The sequence below is a fragment of the Actinoplanes sp. DH11 genome, assembly GCF_020873875.1.
Lineage (GTDB): Bacteria > Actinomycetota > Actinomycetes > Mycobacteriales > Micromonosporaceae > Actinoplanes.
Map to the genome: position 1 here is coordinate 91,104 of NZ_JAHWGU010000002.1, position 19,056 is coordinate 110,159.

The window sequence follows — 19,056 nt, forward strand, 5'->3', positions numbered from 1 at the left end:
GCCCACGCCTGGCCCTCCTCCCGGGCCAGGGGTCTTCGACTCAGCGTGGTGGCTCACCGCCGTCTCTTGCAGGGCGTGGGCCTGCTTCGGAGGCGACCATGAACGACACTCATCCCCGTCGACGCAACCCACGGCCCGGCCGCGCGCGCAAACGGGCCATCCGGGAGCAGGCCGCCCGCACCGGCGTCCCCTACTCGGTGGCCGCCCGCGTCATCGCCGAGCTGGGCCTGCAACCAGGCGAGTCGATCGCGTCCCACGGCCGCACCCTCTACCCCGGCGAAGCCCTGCGCGACGTCAGCGAGCGACGCCGCCACCGCACGTTCGCCGAGCGGCTGGCCGACAGCCGGCGCGCCGCGGTGCTCCCGGAGGGCCGCGCCCAGCACCTGGTGGAGCGCTTCCCGCCCTGCCACGGCCGGCCCGGCAGCGGCGTCGGCCGGCTCTACGACGGCGACGGCCGCGCCGAGCTGCTCACCGTGCTCTACCTCGCGGTGGCCGTCGAGTCCCCCGGCCTGGTGCCCGAGCCGGGCGACCTGGCCTGGATCGCCGAGATGGGCGAGGAGACCGCCCTCGACATGGAGTGCGCCCTGCTCGACCGGGAAGCCCGGTCCCTGGTGGAGGGCAGCCCCGCGGACCTGTTCCCCCACCTGCGACGGGTCGCGTCCGAGCTGTCCTGTCTGGCAGCCCCCTCGCCCCCGCCGGCCCCAAGCCCGGATGGCACCGGGCAGCTCTCGGACTGGCTGGCACGGGTGCTCGCATCGGCCGCCGCCGCGCCGGAACAGCGGATCCGCCTGCCCGCCGAAGGGGTGCGGCAGATCCTCGACGCCGTCCTGATGGTCGCTGATGACGGTCACGCGCCGGGCACCCGGGTCCGGCTGCTGGCCGGCCCGCACCAGAGCCGGACCGGCACGATCACCGGCGCGGTCTGGGGTGCGGCGGGCCCACCGGTCGCCTATCGGGTCCAGCTCGACGGACGCAGCGGCACCCTGGGCATGGCCGCCGGCGAGCTGATAGTCCTGGCCGGTCAGGAGTCGCCATCCCACTGACGCCGCCATCCCGCTGAAATCGCCGAGATCTTCCTCCTGTCCGGCCCGCGCGGATCAGCCTTCGGCGTGCCCTCGAGACAATCGATACGATTGGAGCAGTTCACTGATCTCTTCGGCGCTGCGGCGCAACTCGGCCAGGTCGGCGTCGGTGAAGTCGTGCGAGTCGCGGCCGAGTACGCAGTGCGCTCCGAGGACGGCGCCGTCGATGACGATCGGAACACCGGCGTAACTGCGCACACCGTCCACGGTCACCAGCGGGTTGTCCGCCTGCTCGGCGTCGGCGGTGGCGTCCGGCACGACATAGGCAGCGCCAGTCCTGACGGCGTTGACGCAGAAGGACCACTCGATGGGGGTGCCGGCCATCTCGGCGAGCCATCCGGTCAGTCCGTACGAGCCGGGGAAGACCTGCGCCGTGTCGAGCACCATGCTGACCAGGGCGATGGGCTGCCCCAGGCGTTCGGCGGTGCGTGCGGCGACACGGTCCAGGTGACGGCGCAACTCGGGATCGTCCAGGTCGATGGCCGCCAGGATCTCGTAACGGTCAGGGACCGCAGCGGGTTCTTGACCACCGTGGCTCACGCGTCGTCTCCCTTTCTTCCCGTGGCGACGAGACGGTCGTAGACCGCCACCCGGACCGCGAGGCTACGGGCACACAGGCGCGCGATCGGATGGCCGACCTGCATGACCGCGATCAGCCGGTGCAAGGCCTTGGTGCCGGTCTCCTCGCCGGTCAGACCGGCGTCGAACAGCAACGTGAGCCAGAGGTCGTCGGTGTGTGCCCCGAAGAAGCCTTCCAGCGCGGTCCGGGCCGTCGCCAGCGTCGGTTCCTGCAACTCGTAGGACGCCGCCGGCGCGGAGGGCTCCGAATCCAGGTTCCGCTCAGCCATCGGTTCCTCTCGTCGGCCTCTACATGCCTCACCTGTCAGTTCGACCCCGCAGCCGTTCCACCTGAGCCAAAATCGCACTTAGATGGCGAGACCACCGCCGTTGATCCGCCCGCACCGGGCGATGCGCAGTCGTCTTGCCGGGCGTCCGACCGGCATGCGAACAGCCACGGGAGGTATGTGATGGGCGAAGGTCTCTCCGAGTTGACGGGGGTCGAGCTTCCGGAGCCCGGCACGCCCGTCTTCCTCGTACTGGGTGAAGGCGTCAACTTCCGCTCACGGCTGGAAGCGGTCGACGGGGATGTCCTGACCATAACCGCCCCGTTGGAGACCACCGGCCCGGCCGGACTGGAGCCGGGCCACGAGTTCGAGATCTTCTGGGCTCCGCCTCGTACCCGGGTCGTAGTGCCCTGCCGGTTGATCGCGGTGTCGGACGGGGCGCCGTACCGATGGACCGTCGTCCCCGTAGCGCCTGCCCGGCACGACAATCGCAGGCAGTTCGTGCGGGGCGGGGCCGGTGCACTGGTCCGGCTGGACACCCCCTCGGCCGGGCAGACAGCCGAGGGGGTGCTCATGGACATCAGTGAGAGCGGTCTGCGCTGCTGGATCGATGAGCCGCTGCCGGTGAACCCCGGCGATCAAGTACGGGCCACGGTGTGGCTGGGCACCGGGGAGGCGCGGTTGGACAGTGTGGTGCACACGGTGCGTACGGCTCCGCACGGCGACCCCGGGCAGCACCTGATCCTCACCTTCGACACCCCGGAGGATGTGGCCCGGATGATCAGGCAGTATGTCCTGGCCTGGGAAATCGGTGAGCGGCGCCGAGAGGGCCGGCCCGGCACGTAAGAGGTCACGCACCGTCTCGATGGTGTGGACCCGTCAGGCGGCGGCCACCTGGCGGTCGGTGCTCTGGAAGGTCAGGTGGTCGTCCTCGCAGTCGACGAGGATGTGCTGGCCCGGGCGCAGCTCGTTGAAGAGGATCCGCTCGGACAGGGTGTCCTCCAGCTCGCGCTGAATGGTGCGGCGCAGGGGGCGGGCGCCCAGGACCGCGTCGAAGCCCTGGGACGCCAGGTGTTTGCGGGCGCCGGCGGTGAGGGTGAGGTCCATGTCCTTGTTCTTCAGCTGGGCGGCGATGCGGGCGGTGAAGATGTCGACGATCTGGAGCAACTCGTCCTCGCGGAGCTGGTGGAAGACGATGGTGTCGTCGATGCGGTTCAGGAACTCGGGGCGGAAGTGCTGCTTCAGCTCGTCGTTGACCTTGATCTTCATCCGCTCGTAGGTGCCGGCGGAGCCCTCGGACGTCTGGAAACCGATCGTGACCGCTTTCGTCGCGTCACGGGTGCCCAGGTTGGTGGTCAGGATGATGACCGTGTTCTTGAAGTCGACGATGCGGCCCTGGCCGTCGGTCAGACGACCGTCCTCCAGGATCTGCAGCAGCGTGTTGAAGACGTCCGGGTGAGCTTTCTCGATCTCGTCGAACAGCACCACCGAGAACGGCTTGCGCCGCACCTTCTCGGTCAGCTGACCGCCCTCGTCATAGCCGACGTAGCCGGGCGGGGCACCGACGAGGCGGGACACCGTGTACCGGTCGTGGAACTCGGACATGTCGAGCTGGATCAGCGCGTCCTCGGAGCCGAACAGGAACTCGGCGAGGGCCCGGGACAGCTCGGTCTTGCCGACGCCGGACGGGCCGGCGAAGATGAACGAGCCGGACGGCCGCTTCGGGTCCTTGAGGCCGGCCCGGGTGCGCCGGATCGCCCGGGACACCGCCTGCACCGGGTCGTCCTGGCCGATGACCCGCTTGTGCAGCTCGTCCTCCATGCGCAGCAGCCGGGTCGTCTCCTCCTCGGTGAGCTTGTGCACCGGGATGCCTGTCCAGTTGCCCAGGACCTCGGCGATCTGTTCCTCGCCGACGTCGGTGCCGGACTCGGTGCTCGTCATCCGCTGGATGCGCATCCGGGCGCCGGCCTCGTCGATCAGGTCGATCGCCTTGTCCGGCAGGAACCGGTCCGAGATGTACCGGTCGGCAAGCGTCGCCGCGGCCACCAGCGCGCTGTCGGTGATGGTGATGCCGTGATGCGTCTCGTACCGCTCGCGCAGCCCTTTGAGAATCTCGATGGTGTGCGCCAGCGACGGCTCGCCGACCACGATGGGCTGGAAGCGGCGTTCCAGGGCCTTGTCCTTCTCGACGTTCTTCCGGTACTCGTCGCTGGTCGTCGCGCCGACCGTCTGCAACTCGCCGCGGGCCAGCATCGGCTTGAGGATCGAGGCGGCGTCGATGGCACCCTCGGCGGCACCCGCGCCGACCAGGGTGTGGATCTCGTCGATGAACAGGATGATGTCGCCGCGCGTGCGGATCTCCTTGAGCACCTTCTTCAGGCGCTCCTCGAAGTCACCGCGGTACCGCGAGCCGGCCACCAGGGCACCCAGGTCCAGCGTGTAGAGCTGCTTGTCCTTCAGCGTCTCGGGCACGTCACCCTTGACGATGGACTGCGACAGGCCCTCGACGACGGCGGTCTTGCCGACACCGGGCTCGCCGATCAGCACCGGGTTGTTCTTGGTGCGGCGCGACAGCACCTGCATGACCCGCTCGATCTCTTTCTCCCGGCCGATGACCGGGTCGAGCTTGCCCTCGCGGGCGGCCTGCGTCAGGTTGCGGCCGAACTGGTCGAGCAGCGGCGACGACGCCGACGCCGGCGCGGCCACCGGTGCCGAGCCGGTCGAGGGGTGGCCGGAGAGCAGCTGGATCACGCGCTGGCGGATCAGATTGGTGTCGGGCTGGAGCCGGCGCAGCACCTGCACGGCGACGCCCTCGCCCTCGCGGAGCAGGCCCAGCAGGATGTGCTCGGTGCCGATGTAGTTGTGCCCGAGTTGCAACGCCTCACGCAGCGAAACCTCGAGCACCTTCTTGGCGCGCGGCGTGAACGGGATGTGCCCGCTCGGCGCCTGCTGCCCCTGGCCGATGATCTCCTCGACGTGCTGGCGGACCCGCTCCAGCGTGATCCCCAGGCTGTCCATGGCGCGTGCGGCGATGCCCTCGCCCTCGCGGACCAGGCCCAGCAGCAGGTGCTCGGTGCCGATGTAGTTGTGGTTGAGCAGCCTGGCTTCTTCCTGCGCCAGGACGACCACCCGTCGTGCCCGGTCGGTGAACCTCTCGAACATCCTCATCACGTCCCTCACAAGCACGGTGACTCAAGGAACGCGCTGAGTCGGTGACTCTTGGCCGTCTCGCGACGCCACCGACCTCGTGGACGGGCGTGCTGCTGACCGGGCTCGGGCGGGCGCGCCACCCGTACCCATCGTATCCCGACCGTCCGATCAGGGCTGTCCCGCCAGAGTCAGCTCTCGACGGGTGCGGGCGGCGGCGCGACCGGCCGGGTACCCGGTGCGATGCCCCGCGCCACACCGGTCGCCGTCACCCGGCCGGCGATCAGCAGGCCGAGCCAGGTGAAGCCGACCGCGCTGACCGCCATCAGGGCGAAGAAGAACGTCTTGCCGGCGGCTGCCATGTCATCGATGTTGAAATAGGCGTACGCCGAGGCCGCGTAGACCACCTCGAACACCAGCGCCGTCACGTAGAACAGCCACGGCCGCCAGATCCGGTAGCGGGTGACCAGGAAACCGAGTTCCATCGCCACGCCGACCATGAGGTTCGTGACGATCGCGGACGGGCCGGCCGGCGTCGGGATGTTGATGATGCCGGCGATCAGCATGGTGAGCAGGGCGGCACCGGGCCGGCGCAGCACGGCGAGCGCGACGACCGGGCCGATCAGCCAGACGCCGACCATCGCGGCGTACGCGAGCGGCACCGCGGCGGAAATCGCGAAGGAGGCGAAGTTCGCGGGCAGCAGGAGCACGCCGGTGGCCGCGCCGATCGCCGCGCACGCCATCAGGAAGCGGGTGGTGAGTCTCTTCATCTACAGAGCTCCAGACAGGTGAGGGACGAGGTAGCAGAGGGCGAGCAGCCAGGTGGCGAGCACCGCGTCGCGGGCGCGCAGCGGGACGTGGCGGCGTTCGGTCCGGGTGCGGTGCGCGCCGAAACCCCGTGCCTCCATGGCCAGCGAGACCCGGTCACCGTGCCGGATCGCCCCGGCCAGCAGGGGTACGGCGTAGCCCGAGTACCGCCGGCCCGTGGCGAGGGGCCCGCGGCCGCCGTCGACACCCCGTACCCGATGTGCCAGCCGGATGATCTCCAGATCGGACCGGAACCGGGGCACGAAGCGGATCGCGGCGAAGCCGGCGTAGCCGATCCGGTACGGCATCCGCAGGTGACTGATCATCGAGCGGACCAGGTCGGGGCCGTCCGTGGTGAGACCGGCGAGCAGGGCGAGCAGCACGACCGAGGCGACCCGCAGCCCGGTGGCGAGGCCGATCTCCAGGGCGCCGGACCAGAGGGTGAACGGGCCCAGCGTGGCCAGCGCGATGGTGTGGTCGACGCGCGCCGGGTCGGTCCACACGCCGAACGACACGGTCATCACCGCCACCAGCAGGACCGGGCCGAAAAGGACCGCGAGCAGGGTACGGCCACGCAGCCCGCCGGACACGAGGAGCATGACGAGCGCGACGGCGCCGAACAGGGCCGGCGTCCACAGGTCCCGGGAACCGATCGAGACGATCATGGCGGGAACCGGGGCGAGCACCTTCACCACCGGGTTGTAGGTGCGCAACGACAGGACGCTCACGGTGCCGGCGCCAGGGCGGGCAGGTCGGCGAGGCGGGTCAACCCGTGCCAGCCCGGGTGGTTGACCAGGGCACGGGCCGCCCGGGCAAGCGGCGGCGGGCGCAGGTCGGCGGCGGCCAGCAGGTCCGCGTCGGCGTAGATCTCGTCGGGGGTGCCGTCGCCGATCACCCGGCCGGCACCGAGCACGACGACCCGGGTGGCGTGCTCGGCGACCAGGGTCATGTCGTGACTGACCACCACGACCGTGGTGCCGTCCGAGTGCAGGCCGTCGAGCAGGGCGAGCAGTTCGGCGGCGCGTTCGGCGTCCTGGCCGAACGTCGGTTCGTCCAGGACCAGCACATGCGGGCGGGTGACGAGGGCGGCACCCACGGAGAGCCGCCGTTTCTGCCCGCCAGAGAGCAGGAACGGATGCACGGTACGGAGTTCGCGCAGCCCCAGCCGGTCCAGCAGATCACCGACCCGGGCCGCTACCCGGTCGTCCGGTAGCTTGCGGACGCGCAGCCCGTACCCCAGCTCGTCCTCGACCCGGCTCGTGATGAACTGGTGCTCCGGGTTCTGGAAGACGAAACCGACCCGTTCGGCGAGCATTCGCGGATCCGCGGTGACCGGGTCCAGCCCGTCCACCGTGACCGCGCCACGCCGGGTCGTGATGACGCCGGCCAGCGCCTGCGCCAGGGTGGTCTTGCCGGCGCCGTTGGGCCCGACGACCGCCACGAACTCACCGGCGCCGATGTCCAGATCCACGTCCGCCAGCACTCGCGCCGAGCCTCGGGTGACGCTGAGGCCCCGTACACCGATGGCTGTCCTCTCCGGCGCGGACCTCGCTCCCCGCCGCCGGGGCGCAGGCCCCGCTCCGCGCCGCTGGGGTGCAGGCGTCGCCTCGCGCTGCTGGGATGCGGGCGTCGCCTCGCGCTGCTGGGATGCAGGCGTCGCCTCGCGTTGCCGGAGCGCGGGCAGTTCGGTGATCGCGTCCAGGGCCGTCGCCAGCTCGGCCGGGGTGAGCGGCAGCGGGTCAAGGGTGATCCCGGCGGCCCGCAGGCGCAGCGCCGCGGAAGCCGCCGCCGGAAGCCACACCCCCAACTCGACAAGCTTCCCGGCATGCTCGGCCAAAGTCCGGCGGGCCGGGCCGTCGAGCACCACCCGGCCGGCGGCATCGAGCACGATCACCCGGTCCACCAGGTCGATCGCCGCGTCCAGGTTGTGCTCGACGAGCAGCACGGCACGGTCCCGGCCCGCGGTGACCTCACGCAGCGTCCGGAAGACCTCCTCCACACCCGCCGGGTCCAGGTTGGCGGTGGGCTCATCCAGGACGAGCAAGGGGGTACGCAGCGCGAGCGCACACGCGATCGCCAGCCGCTGCCGGCCGCCGCCGGAGAGGACGGCCGGGTCGTCGTGGCGGCGTTCCCAGAGCCCGACGCGGCGCAGCGCCTCCTCGGCCCGTTCCAAGACCTCCGCCGCCGGCAGGAGCAGGTTCTCCGGTCCAAAACAGACCTCGTCCAGCACGGTGGCGGTGACGATCTGCGCGTCCGGGTCCTGGAAGACCATCGCGACCTCGGCAGCCAGCCGCGGCACCGGGGTGTCCCGGGTGTCGAGGCCGCGCGTGTCGAGGGCGTCCGTGTCGTGGGCGCACGTGTCGTGGGCGCCGACCGTCACCGTACCGTCCAGATGCGAGCCGATGACCTGGGGGATCAGCCCGTTCACGGTAAGCGTGAGTGTCGACTTGCCACAACCGGACGGGCCGAGCAGCAGCACCACCTCACCGGCGGTCAGGCTCGCCGTGACGTTGCGGGGGCGGGGCGGGCCCCACGCGGCGTCACCCAAGTCGTCATGGATCTCATGACGGACGGATACCCCGTCGAGGTGGAGCAGCGCGCGCATGCGCATAAGGATAGGCATGCCTTATTCGAGGTTCATGCATGGACCATCTGCGGCTCTCCCATGTGCGTTCCTGTGCGGCCCGGGTTGACGGGTCTGACCGATCAGCGTTGAATCGCGTCGGGATGTGTTCGATTCCGAGGGGACGGGTATGCGATCGACCACCGCCACACGGACAGATCCGCACATCGACCACGTCCCCGGACGATCCGTGACCGTCCGCAGTGGTGACGTAACGCTCCTCACCTACAGTTACTGGCCGGGATCCGCGCTGCACTCTGTCCACGCCTGCACCGGCCAACCCGTCCCGGCACCCACCTGGACGCCGCCCACCTCCGACGAACACCCCCTGCTGCACCCGCACGCCGACGAGTCCCTGACCGAACTGACCACCACCGGCGGCGCCGCAAGAATTGCCCACCGTCTGATCTGGACCGGTCACGACGGCACACCGGTACTCGACGAATGGCGGGCCCTGACCACCGCGCTGGCCGGTGACGACAGCTGGGTGCTGCTCTTCGAGAACACCCTCACCAACATCTCCGGCGGCTCGCTGACATCCAGCACCGGGAGCGGGGGGCTGCGGTGGCGGGGTGCGCTCTTCTGCACCGGCGCCGGCGACTCACCGGCGGCACCGCCTCCCACGCCGCACTCGCAGGCGTCACCCTTACCGCCGCCGCACTCGCAGGCGTCACCCTTACCGCTGCCGTACTCGCAGGCGTCACCCTTACCGCTGCCGTACTCGCTGGTGCCGCACTCGTCGGCGCCGCGCTCGAAGCCGTTGCGGCCACTGGCGCCGCGCTCACTGGCGCCGGGCCCGTTGCCGTCGCGCCCGTTGCCGTCGCGCCCATCGCCGTCGCACCCATCGCCGTCGCGCCCATCGCCGTCACGCCCGTTGCCGTCGCGGACCGGCCCACCGCGCGTCGTACTCGTCGGCGACGATGCCAACCCGGCGCATTCGCCGCTGACCCTGCTCGACGGGCGGGTGATCGCTTTCCGCCACTCCGCCGTGATCAGCGTGGGTGCAGAGGAGTACGGCGCACTGATCGCGCTCGGACAGAGCACCCTGAACGACGCATAACCGAGCCCGGCCCTCCCGTGGCCCCCATCCCGCAGCTGGGTTCGCCGTGCGCCCACACCCGGGCCGGGCCGACCGCGCGCCGCCAGTCCATCCCCTCCGCGCCTCCCCTGTGCCCTCCCCAGCCTTGGTGGCGCCGGACGGGCCGCGCAGGTCGAGACGTTGATCTGCTAGCGCTACGAAATCGCTGTGATCATGGGCTTGAAACCGCGATTTCGCATCGCTAGCAGATCAACAAGGCCACGCGGACCCGACGCAGCGGATCGCGGCTGCTCAAGGTCGCTGATCGCAAGGCCGCCGAAGACGGGAACGCCACGCCGGCCCTCATCACGCAGCTGATCGCGCGGACGCCCACCCCACACCCAGCCGATCGCGCGGACATCCACCCCACACCCAGCCGATCGCATAGACGCCAATCTCGCACGTCGCCGCACGCCACACCCCGCACCCCGCACGCTCCGCGACCCCAACGCTCTCACCGGCACAAATAGGCGGAAAGCGCACCGCTTGGGCGAACCGCAAGGACACCCCGGGCGCGCACGTCCCCCCGCGTCATGAAACGTGGTGGCCGCTTGTCCCGCGCACGACGAGACGTGGCTCGATGACTACTTCGCGATGCTCCACCGGGGTTCTTTCGATGCGCTGTACGGCCCGCCGCACGGCCTCCCCTGCCAGCACCTCCACGTCCTGCGCCACGGTCGTCAGATCGATGTGCGAGAGCCGGCTGAAGCTGCTGTCGTCGTAGCCCACCACGCTGATGTCGCCGGGCACGTCGAATCCGTTGCGGCGGAGCACGTCCAGCAGGCCGGCGGCGCTCAAGTCGTTGAAGACGGTGACCGCCGTCGGCGCAGCACCCCCGAACCCGGCGCCGGATCGGAGGGCGGCCGCCGCCCGAGCGCCGTCCTCCTCGCCGGAACCGCCCGGCACGACGTGAACGAAATCGGTCAGCCCGTGTCGGCGCATCGCGGCCTGGTAGCCGTGTCGGCGTTCGGCGGCACCGGGCAGCGTTCCGCCGTCGACGTGGGCGATGCGTCGGTGGCCGAGGCCGACGAGGTGGTCCACGGCGAGTTCGGAGCCGCGCGCGTCGTCGGTGCGGACCACGTCGACGTCGCGGTGGCGGATGGTGCGCATCATCGCGACGACGGGCATCCGTGCGGACAGGGTGGCCAGGTCGGCGGTGCGGGAGCGGGGACTGAACAGGACGAGGGCCTCGCACCGGTCCTGGAGCAGCCCGGCGATGGCGGTGCGTTCGTCGCGCCTCGGGGTGACGGCGCTGAGCGTCACCTCGTACCCCGCTGATCCGGCCGCGTCGTAGAAGCCGGTGAGCAAGTCGCTGTGGAAGGGGTGGCGGACGTCGAAGACGACGCCGAGGAGCCGGGTGCGCCCGCTGCGCAGGAGGCGGGCGCGGCTGTCCGGCTGGTATCCGAGTCGTTGCGCGACGTCGAGGACGCGTTGCCGGGTGGCCGCTCCGGCACCGGCCGCGCCGCGCATCACGATCGACGCGAGGGCGACGGACACACCGGCCTCGGCGGCGACGTCGGCGAGCGTAGTGCGCCGCTCCCCTGACTGCATGACCGCGATCGTACGTTGTGACGACTGGAACGTTCTATACACACGCCGACTAGAACGTTCTAGAGTCGGGTTCCGTGGACACACTGAACACCGGCCGCCGCTGGGCGGCCCTGCTCGCCCTCTCCCTGGGCGGTTTCGGGCTTGGCCTTACCGAGTTCGTCGCCATGGGCCTGCTCCCCGAGCTCGCCCAGGACCTGTTGCCGACCCAGTACGCCCGATCCGCGCCGGACGCCGTGGCCACCGCCGGCTGGATGATCACGATCTACGCGCTCGGCGTGGTCGCCGGCGCACCGACCATCGCGGCCCTGACCGCCCGCGTCCCGCGCCGCCGGCTGGTCGCCGGGCTGCTCGCCCTGATGGTCGCCGGCACCGCCGCGTCCGCGCTGGCGCCCACGTTCGAGCTCGTGCTGGCCGGCCGGTTCGTCGCCGCCCTGGCCCACGGCGCCTACTTCGGTGCCGCCGGCATCCTGGCCGCGAGCATCCTCGGCCCCGGCAACCAGGGCAAGGGCGTCGCCATGGTGATCGGCGGCCTGACCGCGGCCAACCTGCTGGGCGTCCCGCTGATCACGGCGCTCGGGCAGGCGCACGGCTGGCGGGCGGCCTACCTCGCGGTGGCCGCGGTCTTCGCTGTCACGCTTGTCGCGGTGCTCGTGACCGTACCCTCGCCGCCTGCCGCACCCGGCGGCTCTCCCCGCGCCGAACTCCGCGCCTTCCGCTCGCCGCAGGTGTGGCTGACCGCCGCCACCGTGGCCGTGGGGACCAGCGGGTTCTTCGCGGTGAACAGCTACGTCGCCCCGGTCACCACCCAGATCACCGAACTCTCCGCCGGCACCGTCCCGTGGGTGATGGCCGTGATGGGCCTCGGCATGACCGCCGGCATCGCGATCGGCGGTCACGCCGCCGACTGGAACCTGCGCCGCACCGTGTTCATCGGCTTCGCCGGCATGCTGGTCTCGGTCGTCGTCTTCGCGCTGACCGCGGCGCACCCGGCCGGCCTCTTCCTGGGGGCGTTCCTCACCGGCGCGGCCAGCCTCTTCATCGTCCCGGCCCTGCAGGCGCTGCTCATCGAGGCCGCACCCGGCGCCCAGCTGATGGGCGCCGCGGTCAACCAGTCGTCGCTCAACATCGCCAACAGCATCGGCGCGGCACTCGGCGGTGCCGCCATCGCCGCCGGCTGGGGTTACCTCTCCTCCGCCTGGCTCGGCGTCGGCCTCACCGTGCTCGGCCTGATCCTCGCGGTGATCAGCTTCCGGGCGAAGGCCCCGGCGGCGGCTGAGCACCGCGAACCGGTCACGGTCTGACCCCTGCTGAGCGTGTACGCGTCACCGCGCGCTCGTCGACCGGCAACGGCCGGCACGGGCGCGCGGGGACGACTCAAGAAAGGGAACACCAGGACGGCCGATCCGGCTGCGACTCTCGTCACGGCCGGAAAGCTTGCACACGCAACGATCTCGAATTTAACTGAGAGTCATGACGATCAAGCTTTTTACCCCGATAACGCTCGGTGACATGACGCTGCGCAACCGCATGGTGATGGCTCCGCTGACCCGGATCCGAGCCGGCGAGGACGGCGTCCCGAGCGATCTGCTCGTCGAGTACTACCGCCAGCGCGCAAGCCTCGGCATGATCGTCACCGAGGGCACCTACCCGGTGCGGGAAGGCCGCACCTGGATCGGCCAGCCGGGCATCGAGACCGCCGAGCAGGTCGCCGGGTGGCGGCGGGTGGCCGACGCGGTGCACGAGGCCGGCGGCACGATCGTCATGCAGATCATGCACGGCGGCCGCATTTCGCACCCGGAGATCAGCGAAACCGGCCGTACCGTCGCGCCGAGCGCCCTGGCCGCTCCCGGCGAGATCCGCATCGCCAGTGGCAAGGCTGAGCTGCCGGTGCCGGAGGCCCTGACGGCCGACGAGATCCGCGGCGTCGTCGACGGGTTCGTGGCGGCCGCGCGCAACGCGATCGAGGCCGGCCTGGACGGCGTCGAGATCCACGGCGCCAACGGCTACCTCCTCCACCAGTTCCTGTCGCCGCACGCGAACACCCGGACCGACGAGTACGGGCAGACGCCCGCCAACCGCGCCCGCCTGGCGATCGAGGTCGTGACCGCGGTGGCCCGCGAGATCGGCCCGGGCCGGACCGCCGTCCGGTTCTCGCCGGAGCACAACATCCAGGGCGCGCTGGAGACGGACCCGGACGACCTGAGCGCCACCTACACGGTGCTCGCCGAGGCCCTGGCCCCGCTCGGCCTGGCGTTCGTCGACGTGCTGCACGCCGACCCGGCCGGTGAGCTGGTGCAGAAGTTCCGGCACGCGGTCGCCGCCCCGCTCGTCGCGAACACCGGTTTCGGTTCGCCGACCACCCGCGCCGAGGCGATCACCCTGGTCGCCGACGACGTGGCGGACGCCGTCGCGATCGGCCGCGCCGTGATCGCGAACCCCGACCTGGTGGCCCGCTGGCAGAACGACGCCGACGAGAACGCGCCCGACCCGAGCACCTTCTACACGCCGGGACCGCGCGGCTACACCGACTACCCGGCCCTCTGACAGCGGGAGTGCGGTGATCGGGGCGGGTGAATCACCGACCGTCACCGGGGCGGCGAGGTGACCCGTACCATTGGATCTTGATGTGCTCGTGCGGCCCGCTCCCCGGTATGTGACCATCCCACGCCGGGCGCCGTTGTCCTCGAGCGCCGAGCACCCGTACCCCGATCGGAGCCCGATGTTTCCCCGCAACACCCCCGAACCCTCCCTCCTGCGCGGTGCGACGCGGCGGCGGCTCGGCCGCCGTGACGCGCTGCGGCTCGGCGGCCTCTCCGCGCTCGGTGCGGCCCTGGCGGCCTGCGGGGTCGAGGGCAAGGGCACCCCGGCGGCCAGCGTCGACACGAACACGATCGCCACCTTCTGGGCCGGCAAGACGCAGAACAACAAGCTCGACTTCGCCAACTGGCCGCTCTACATGGACCCGGAACGGCCGGAGCTGAAGAAGTTCACCGCGCAGACCGGCATCCAGGTGAACTACCAGGAGGTCATCCAGGAGATGGGCCCCTGGTTCGCCAAGGTGCAGCCGCAGCTGTCGGCGAAGCAGTCCATCGGCTTCGACCTCATGGTGATCACCAACGGCGTGCAGTTCGGCCAGTTCCGCTCCGCCGGCTTCCTGGCGCCGCTGGACCACAGCCGGCTGCCGAACTTCGCGGCGAACGCGGCTCCCGCCTACAAGACCGAGGCGTTCGACCCGGGCAACGTGTTCAGCGTGCCGTGGGCGTCCGGGATAACCGGCATCGCGTACGACCCGGCGAAGGTGGACCGGCCGATCACCAAGCTGGCCGACCTGTGGGACCCGGCGTTCAAGGGCAAGGTCGGCATGATGTCGGACCTCACCGAGCTGGCGAACTTCGGCATGCTCGCCGCCGGCGTGACACCCGGCGAGTCGGACGAGGCCGGCTGGCGCAAGGGCGCGGCGAAGCTGAAGCAGCAGAAGGACGCGGGGATCGTCCGGCAGTACTACGAGCAGGACTACGTCGACGCCCTCGGCGCCGGCGAGGTCTGGATCACCCAGGCGTGGTCCGGCGACATCTTCCAGAAGAACCTCTCGGACGGTACGAACTACAAGTTCGTGATCCCCGAGGAGGGCGGCACGATCTGGACGGACAACTTCGCCATCCCGATCACCGCGGCGAACCCCGTCGACGCGCTCGCCCTGATCGACTTCTTCTATGAGGTGGAGAACGCGGCCGCGCTGGCCGAGTACATCAACTACGTGTGCCCGGTGCCAGCCGCGCAGGCCCAGATCCGCGCGGACGCCGCGAAACTCTCCGGCGCCGACCGCAAGGAGATGCTGGCGGTCGCGGAGAGTTCGCTGGTGTTCCCGAGCGAGGCGGACTACGAGAAACTGCACTACTACGTCAGCTTCAACACCGCACAGCAGCAGCAGGAGTTCACCTCGATCTTCGAGCCGATCGTCCTGGGCTGAGCAGCCGGGGCTGAGCGTGCCGGGCTCAGCGCCGCGTGTTCCTCGCCGCGTGTCCCTCGCCGCGCGTTCTTCGTCGCGTGTTCTTCGTCGCGTCCGGGCCGGATTTGGCCGGCCCGGACGTTTCGGTCAGCGCCGGCGCTTCAGGGTTCGCGCGTAATCCTGGACGCGGGCCTTCGCGATCGTGGAACGGTCGGCGGTGCGCAGGACGATGCCCTCCGGTGCTCGCAGGCCCGATTCGTCCAGCGCGACGAGCGTCGCCGGGAGGCGGTCGGCAAGGAACGCGTGCGTCTCGGTGATGGTGGCCGGGAGGTCGGCGCCGTCGAGGGTGAAGAGGCGCGGGGTCAGATCGATCCCGGTCTTCGCGGACGTGACCTGCAACTCCTGCTCGCCGAGGAAGCGCTGGCCCCGTTCCTCGCGCCAGGCGGAGATGCGGGCCGGCGCCCAGCCGAGCCGCTCGTCGAGAGCGTCGATCACGGCGACGTCGAAGAGTCGCCAGCCGGTGGCGCCGCGGGTGGAGTACTGCTTGGCCTGACCGCCGATCTTGCCGCCGTACAGCTCCAGGTAGAACACCCGGATCGCGTCGCCGCCGGGCGCGGCGGTCAGCTCCTCGGCCGTCGCCCGCAGCTCCTCGGCGATCGGACGCAGGTTGTCGACGATGCCGAGGGCCGGGTTGCCGATCAGGTCACCCCGGGCGTAGAGCAGTTCCTCCCGGGATCCGAGCAGGTAGGAACCGTCCGGCAGCAGGATCACCCGCGAGTTCGTGCCGTCGACCTTCTCGGTGCCGTGGACCGCGCCGGCGAACACGGTGACCGTCTCGGTCAGGCTGCCGTTGCGCGGATCCAGCTCGTGGTAGGTCGGGATCGACGGGTACTTGGTCAGTGAGTTCACCGCGGCGAGGTTCGCGGCCCGGACGTCGAACATCCGACGATGGTGTCAGGACCTCGGGCGCCAGGTAACCGATTATTCATCGACAGAGGATGCCAGCTTGAGCGCGGGACTAGTAGTCGCTCATCAGCTGGTGCGAGACTATAGTCATGGAGCAAAGGATGGCACTCATGGGACCGGCGGAGATCCGGGAGCGGTTGCGGGTCTCCCGGCAACGGGCCTATCAGGTGATCACGCGCGACGACTTCCCCGAGCCGTACCAAATTCTGCAGTCGGGCAAGGTGTGGGACGCCGGCGAGGTGGAGCAGTGGATCAGCGAGCACCGGCCGTCGCTCCTGGAGTGACCGGCGCGGAGATGGGGCTGGCCGGGGCGGCGATGCGGAGCTGGGGCTGGCCGAGACGGTGATTGCGGACGACGCGGGCTACGGCCGGGCGGGCAGGCTGAGGCCGCTCAGCCGGCCGGCGTGGGCGCCGCCGCGGATCGCGGTGATGGCGTTGAGGCTGTGCTGGCGGGTGCAGCGTTCCAGCTCGTTCGGTTCGACGTCGCCGGCGCGCAGCAGTCGCAGCAACTCGTCGTGCTCGTCGACGGAACTGGCCAGGCGGTGCGCGGGCCAGCGTGAGATCAGGACGCGGGAGGCGTCTATGCGATCCCACGCGCTGTCCAAGGACTCGACGAGGTAGCGGTTGTCGCCGTGTGCGTACAGCGTGCGGTGGAAGAGCCGGTGCAGCGCCATGACCTCGCCGTGCGTGTCGGGCGGGCCGCCGGCGTGGGCGCGCAACGCGTCGTTGAGGCGCTGGGCCTCGCCGATCGCGGCCGGTGGGATCCGGCACTGGGCGCGGCGCATGGCGTAACCGTCGAGCAGGGCCAGCATCTCGACCAGCTGCTCCCAGCCCTCGTCGTCGAGGGTGTTGACCCGGGCGCCGATGTTGCGTTCGAAGGTGACCAGGCCTTCGGCCTCGAGGCGGCGCATCGCCTCGCGCACCGGAACCGGGCTCACGTCGAGATCCCGGGCGATCGCGCTGAGCACCAGGCGCTTGCCCGGGCCGTAAACGCCGTTGAGGATGCGCTCGCGGATCGTCCGGTAAACCGACTCGTGCTTCGAAAGCAGAGAAGACATGGCTTCCGCTCGACGTAATCGTATATCTTCCACACGGATCGTATACGATCTGCGGGCTCTGTGAGCGGGCTGTCGCCGTCACGGGGAGGACGAGATCCCGAGCACAGAGCCTCGACGGCATCGGTGTCGCCCGTGAGGGGGCGGGTCGGCACCGATGCCGTTCTCACGCTTCTGCGATGCGCGGAGCCGTGGCGTGCATCAGGCGCGCAGTTTCCGGTAGGCGCGGGCCGACAGCGGCACGAAGACGGCGGTCAGCACCAGCGGCCAGGCCAGCGCCAGCCAGACCGCGCCGTCGGCGAGCACACCGCCGGTGACCCCGGTCGGGTTGCCGAAGAGTTGCCGCGCCGCCGTCGCCGTGGCGGAGAGCGGGTTCCACGCGGCGATCGCGCCCAGCCAGTCCGGCATCGTCTCGGCGGACACGATCGCCGTGGACAGGAAGCCGATCGGCCAGACCAGCACCTGCACCGCCGAGGTGGCGCCCTCGCCGCGGAACGACAGCCCGACGAAGATGCCGATCCAGAGCACGGAGAAGCGCAGGAGCAACAGCAGGAGTACGGCCAGCGCGGCCGACGCCGGATCGGAGGTGATCCGCCAGCCGATCAGCAGGCCGCCCACGATCAGCACGAGCAGCTCGAAGGCCGAGTTCGTCATGTCGGCGCCGACCCGGCCGAACGCCACCGAGGCGCTTCCCATCGGCATCGAACGGAACCGGTCGGTGATCCCCTTGCGGGCGTCGTTGGCCATCGCGGTGGCAGTGGTCTCGACGCCGAACATCATGCTCAGCGCGAGCATGCCGGGCAGCAGGTAGTCGATGTAGCCGCCGCCTCCGGGCAGGTTGATCGCCCCGCCGAACAGGAACCCGAAGACGAGCAGCAGCATGATCGAGAAGAGGATCCCGAAGACCGGACCCCAGGGTTCGCGGGCCCAGTGGGCGAGTTCTCGCTGGGTGAGGATCCAGCCGGCGCGCAGGGTCGTCATCGGGCATCTCCCGTCAGTGCCAGAAAGGCCTCGTCCAGAGTGGGACGACGCAGTTGCAGGTCTTCGGGCGAGATCTCGTACTTGTCGAGGATCCGGACCACGTCGGCCAGCCCGGCGCTCACCGTGACCGTGCGGGTGTCCGCGTCGACGACGGCCGGCGCCAGTTGCCGGGCGACCTCGTCGAGGGAGTCCCGGATGCCCACGGTGACCGCCACCCGGTCCCCGCCGACCTGCCGTTTCAGGGCGTCCGGCGAACCGCCCGCCACGACCCGGCCGTGGTCAATCACCGAGATCTGCGAGGCGAGCTGGTCGGCCTCGTCCAGGTACTGCGTGGTGAGCAGCACCGTCGTGCCGCGCGCCGCCACCTCCCGGATGCTGTTCCACACCTCGTTGCGGGCGCGCGGGTCGAGTCCCGTCGTCGGCTCGTCGAGGAAAAGCACGGCCGGCGTCAGGATCAGCCCGGCCGCGATGTCGAGGCGCCGCCGCATGCCCCCGCTGTAGGTCGACACGGCCCGCCCGGCCGCCTCGCTCAGCCCGAAGACGCCGAGCAACTCGTTCGCGCGGGCGAGCGCGTCCGCCTTGGACAGCCCGTAGAGCCGGCCGAACATGACCAGGTTCTGCCGGCCGCCGAGCACCTCGTCGACCGCCGCGTTCTGCCCGATCAGACCGATCTTGCGGCGGACCTGCGGCGCCTGGGTCCGCACGTCGAAGCCGGCGACGCTCGCCCTCCCCTCGTCGACGTTGATCAGGGTGGCCAGGGCCTTGACCGCGGTGGTCTTGCCGGCGCCGTTCGGGCCGAGCAGTCCGTGGATCACCCCGGCGGGGACGTGCAGGTCGAATCCGTCCAGGGCGTGCAGGTCGCCGTACCTCTTGCGGAGTCCTTCGGCAATCAGGGTGTTCACCGGCGCTCCTTAACTCCGTATACCGCACGGAAATTGTTGGCGGGAACACCGTACACCCAACGGGGTAATA

General features: G+C 70.6%; 18 protein-coding genes. 7 read left to right on the forward strand and 11 right to left on the reverse strand.

All coding sequences use genetic code 11. The features are described from left to right. The first annotated feature begins 98 nt into the window (after positions 1-98). A complete protein-coding gene (locus LPA41_RS03580; RefSeq protein ID WP_229068254.1) occupies positions 99-1,043 on the forward strand; it encodes a hypothetical protein in 945 nt (314 codons plus the stop codon). A gap of 54 nt (positions 1,044-1,097) precedes the next feature. On the opposite strand, the gene LPA41_RS03585 is transcribed toward LPA41_RS03580, so the two are convergent. Further along, positions 1,098-1,622 (reverse strand): GAF domain-containing protein, encoded by a 525-nt coding sequence (locus tag LPA41_RS03585; RefSeq protein ID WP_229068256.1) that lies wholly within the window; start codon positions 1,620-1,622, stop codon positions 1,098-1,100. After that, on the reverse strand, positions 1,619-1,930 hold the full coding sequence (locus LPA41_RS03590) for a hypothetical protein (RefSeq protein WP_229068258.1): 312 nt from the start codon (positions 1,928-1,930) through the stop codon (positions 1,619-1,621). The genes LPA41_RS03585 and LPA41_RS03590 overlap by 4 nt, the downstream gene beginning before the upstream one ends. Before the next feature lie 180 nt (positions 1,931-2,110). Between LPA41_RS03590 and LPA41_RS03595 the strand changes: the two genes are divergently transcribed. Then, positions 2,111-2,773 carry a PilZ domain-containing protein gene (locus tag LPA41_RS03595; RefSeq protein ID WP_229068260.1) on the forward strand — a complete coding sequence of 221 codons (663 nt, stop codon included), beginning with the start codon at positions 2,111-2,113 and terminating at the stop codon, positions 2,771-2,773. A 33-nt stretch (positions 2,774-2,806) separates the two neighbouring features. On the opposite strand, the gene LPA41_RS03600 is transcribed toward LPA41_RS03595, so the two are convergent. From LPA41_RS03600 to LPA41_RS03615, 4 genes are all read right to left on the reverse strand, one after another. Continuing rightward, on the reverse strand, positions 2,807-5,089 hold the full coding sequence (locus LPA41_RS03600; protein ID WP_229068262.1) for an ATP-dependent Clp protease ATP-binding subunit: 2,283 nt from the start codon (positions 5,087-5,089) through the stop codon (positions 2,807-2,809). Between the two features lie 176 nt (positions 5,090-5,265). After that, the gene (locus tag LPA41_RS03605; protein WP_229068264.1) at positions 5,266-5,844 is read right to left on the reverse strand and encodes an ECF transporter S component; all 579 of its coding nucleotides are present in this window, start codon (positions 5,842-5,844) and stop codon (positions 5,266-5,268) included. After that, positions 5,845-6,609, reverse strand: a complete 765-nt coding sequence (locus LPA41_RS03610) for an energy-coupling factor transporter transmembrane component T (RefSeq protein ID WP_229068265.1) — start codon at positions 6,607-6,609, stop codon at positions 5,845-5,847. Then, the gene (locus LPA41_RS03615) at positions 6,606-8,486 is read right to left on the reverse strand and encodes an ABC transporter ATP-binding protein (protein ID WP_229068267.1); all 1,881 of its coding nucleotides are present in this window, start codon (positions 8,484-8,486) and stop codon (positions 6,606-6,608) included. Before LPA41_RS03615 ends, LPA41_RS03610 begins: the two co-directional genes overlap by 4 nt. 208 nt (positions 8,487-8,694) lie before the next feature. Here LPA41_RS03615 and LPA41_RS03620 point away from each other — a divergent pair, with 208 nt between their 5' ends. Further along, positions 8,695-9,564, forward strand: coding sequence for a DUF6807 family protein (locus LPA41_RS03620; RefSeq protein ID WP_229068269.1), 870 nt, complete (start codon positions 8,695-8,697; stop codon positions 9,562-9,564). 549 nt (positions 9,565-10,113) lie between these two features. On the opposite strand, the gene LPA41_RS03625 is transcribed toward LPA41_RS03620, so the two are convergent. Beyond that, entirely contained in the window at positions 10,114-11,133 is a 1,020-nt protein-coding gene (locus LPA41_RS03625; protein ID WP_229068271.1) for a LacI family DNA-binding transcriptional regulator, read from the reverse strand. Between the two features lie 74 nt (positions 11,134-11,207). Between LPA41_RS03625 and LPA41_RS03630 the strand changes: the two genes are divergently transcribed. The 3 genes from LPA41_RS03630 (at position 11,208) to LPA41_RS03640 (ending at position 15,103) form a co-directional block, all read left to right on the forward strand. Continuing rightward, positions 11,208-12,434: an MFS transporter gene (locus tag LPA41_RS03630; protein ID WP_229068273.1), complete on the forward strand. Its 1,227-nt coding sequence runs from the start codon at positions 11,208-11,210 to the stop codon at positions 12,432-12,434. Between the two features lie 169 nt (positions 12,435-12,603). Next, positions 12,604-13,677, forward strand: coding sequence for an alkene reductase (locus LPA41_RS03635; protein ID WP_229068274.1), 1,074 nt, complete (start codon positions 12,604-12,606; stop codon positions 13,675-13,677). Positions 13,678-13,852: 175 nt separating this feature from the next. Then, positions 13,853-15,103, forward strand: a complete 1,251-nt coding sequence (locus LPA41_RS03640) for a spermidine/putrescine ABC transporter substrate-binding protein (RefSeq protein WP_229068276.1) — start codon at positions 13,853-13,855, stop codon at positions 15,101-15,103. A gap of 126 nt (positions 15,104-15,229) precedes the next feature. Here the strand turns inward: LPA41_RS03640 and LPA41_RS03645 are convergent, their stop codons facing one another. Next, complete coding sequence (locus LPA41_RS03645) at positions 15,230-16,024, reverse strand: RNA ligase family protein (protein ID WP_229068278.1); 795 nt, start codon at positions 16,022-16,024, stop codon at positions 15,230-15,232. Between the two features lie 125 nt (positions 16,025-16,149). Here LPA41_RS03645 and LPA41_RS03650 point away from each other — a divergent pair, with 125 nt between their 5' ends. Next, the gene (locus LPA41_RS03650; protein ID WP_306469446.1) at positions 16,150-16,332 is read left to right on the forward strand and encodes an AlpA family transcriptional regulator; all 183 of its coding nucleotides are present in this window, start codon (positions 16,150-16,152) and stop codon (positions 16,330-16,332) included. Between the two features lie 78 nt (positions 16,333-16,410). Here LPA41_RS03650 and LPA41_RS03655 read toward each other — a convergent pair whose 3' ends face one another. From LPA41_RS03655 to LPA41_RS03665, 3 genes are all read right to left on the reverse strand, one after another. Next, complete coding sequence (locus LPA41_RS03655) at positions 16,411-17,106, reverse strand: GntR family transcriptional regulator (RefSeq protein WP_229068280.1); 696 nt, start codon at positions 17,104-17,106, stop codon at positions 16,411-16,413. A 198-nt stretch (positions 17,107-17,304) separates the two neighbouring features. Next, on the reverse strand, positions 17,305-18,084 hold the full coding sequence (locus tag LPA41_RS03660) for an ABC transporter permease (RefSeq protein ID WP_229068282.1): 780 nt from the start codon (positions 18,082-18,084) through the stop codon (positions 17,305-17,307). Next, positions 18,081-18,986 (reverse strand): ATP-binding cassette domain-containing protein, encoded by a 906-nt coding sequence (locus LPA41_RS03665; RefSeq protein WP_229068284.1) that lies wholly within the window; start codon positions 18,984-18,986, stop codon positions 18,081-18,083. The genes LPA41_RS03660 and LPA41_RS03665 overlap by 4 nt, the downstream gene beginning before the upstream one ends. Positions 18,987-19,056: the final 70 nt, after the last annotated feature.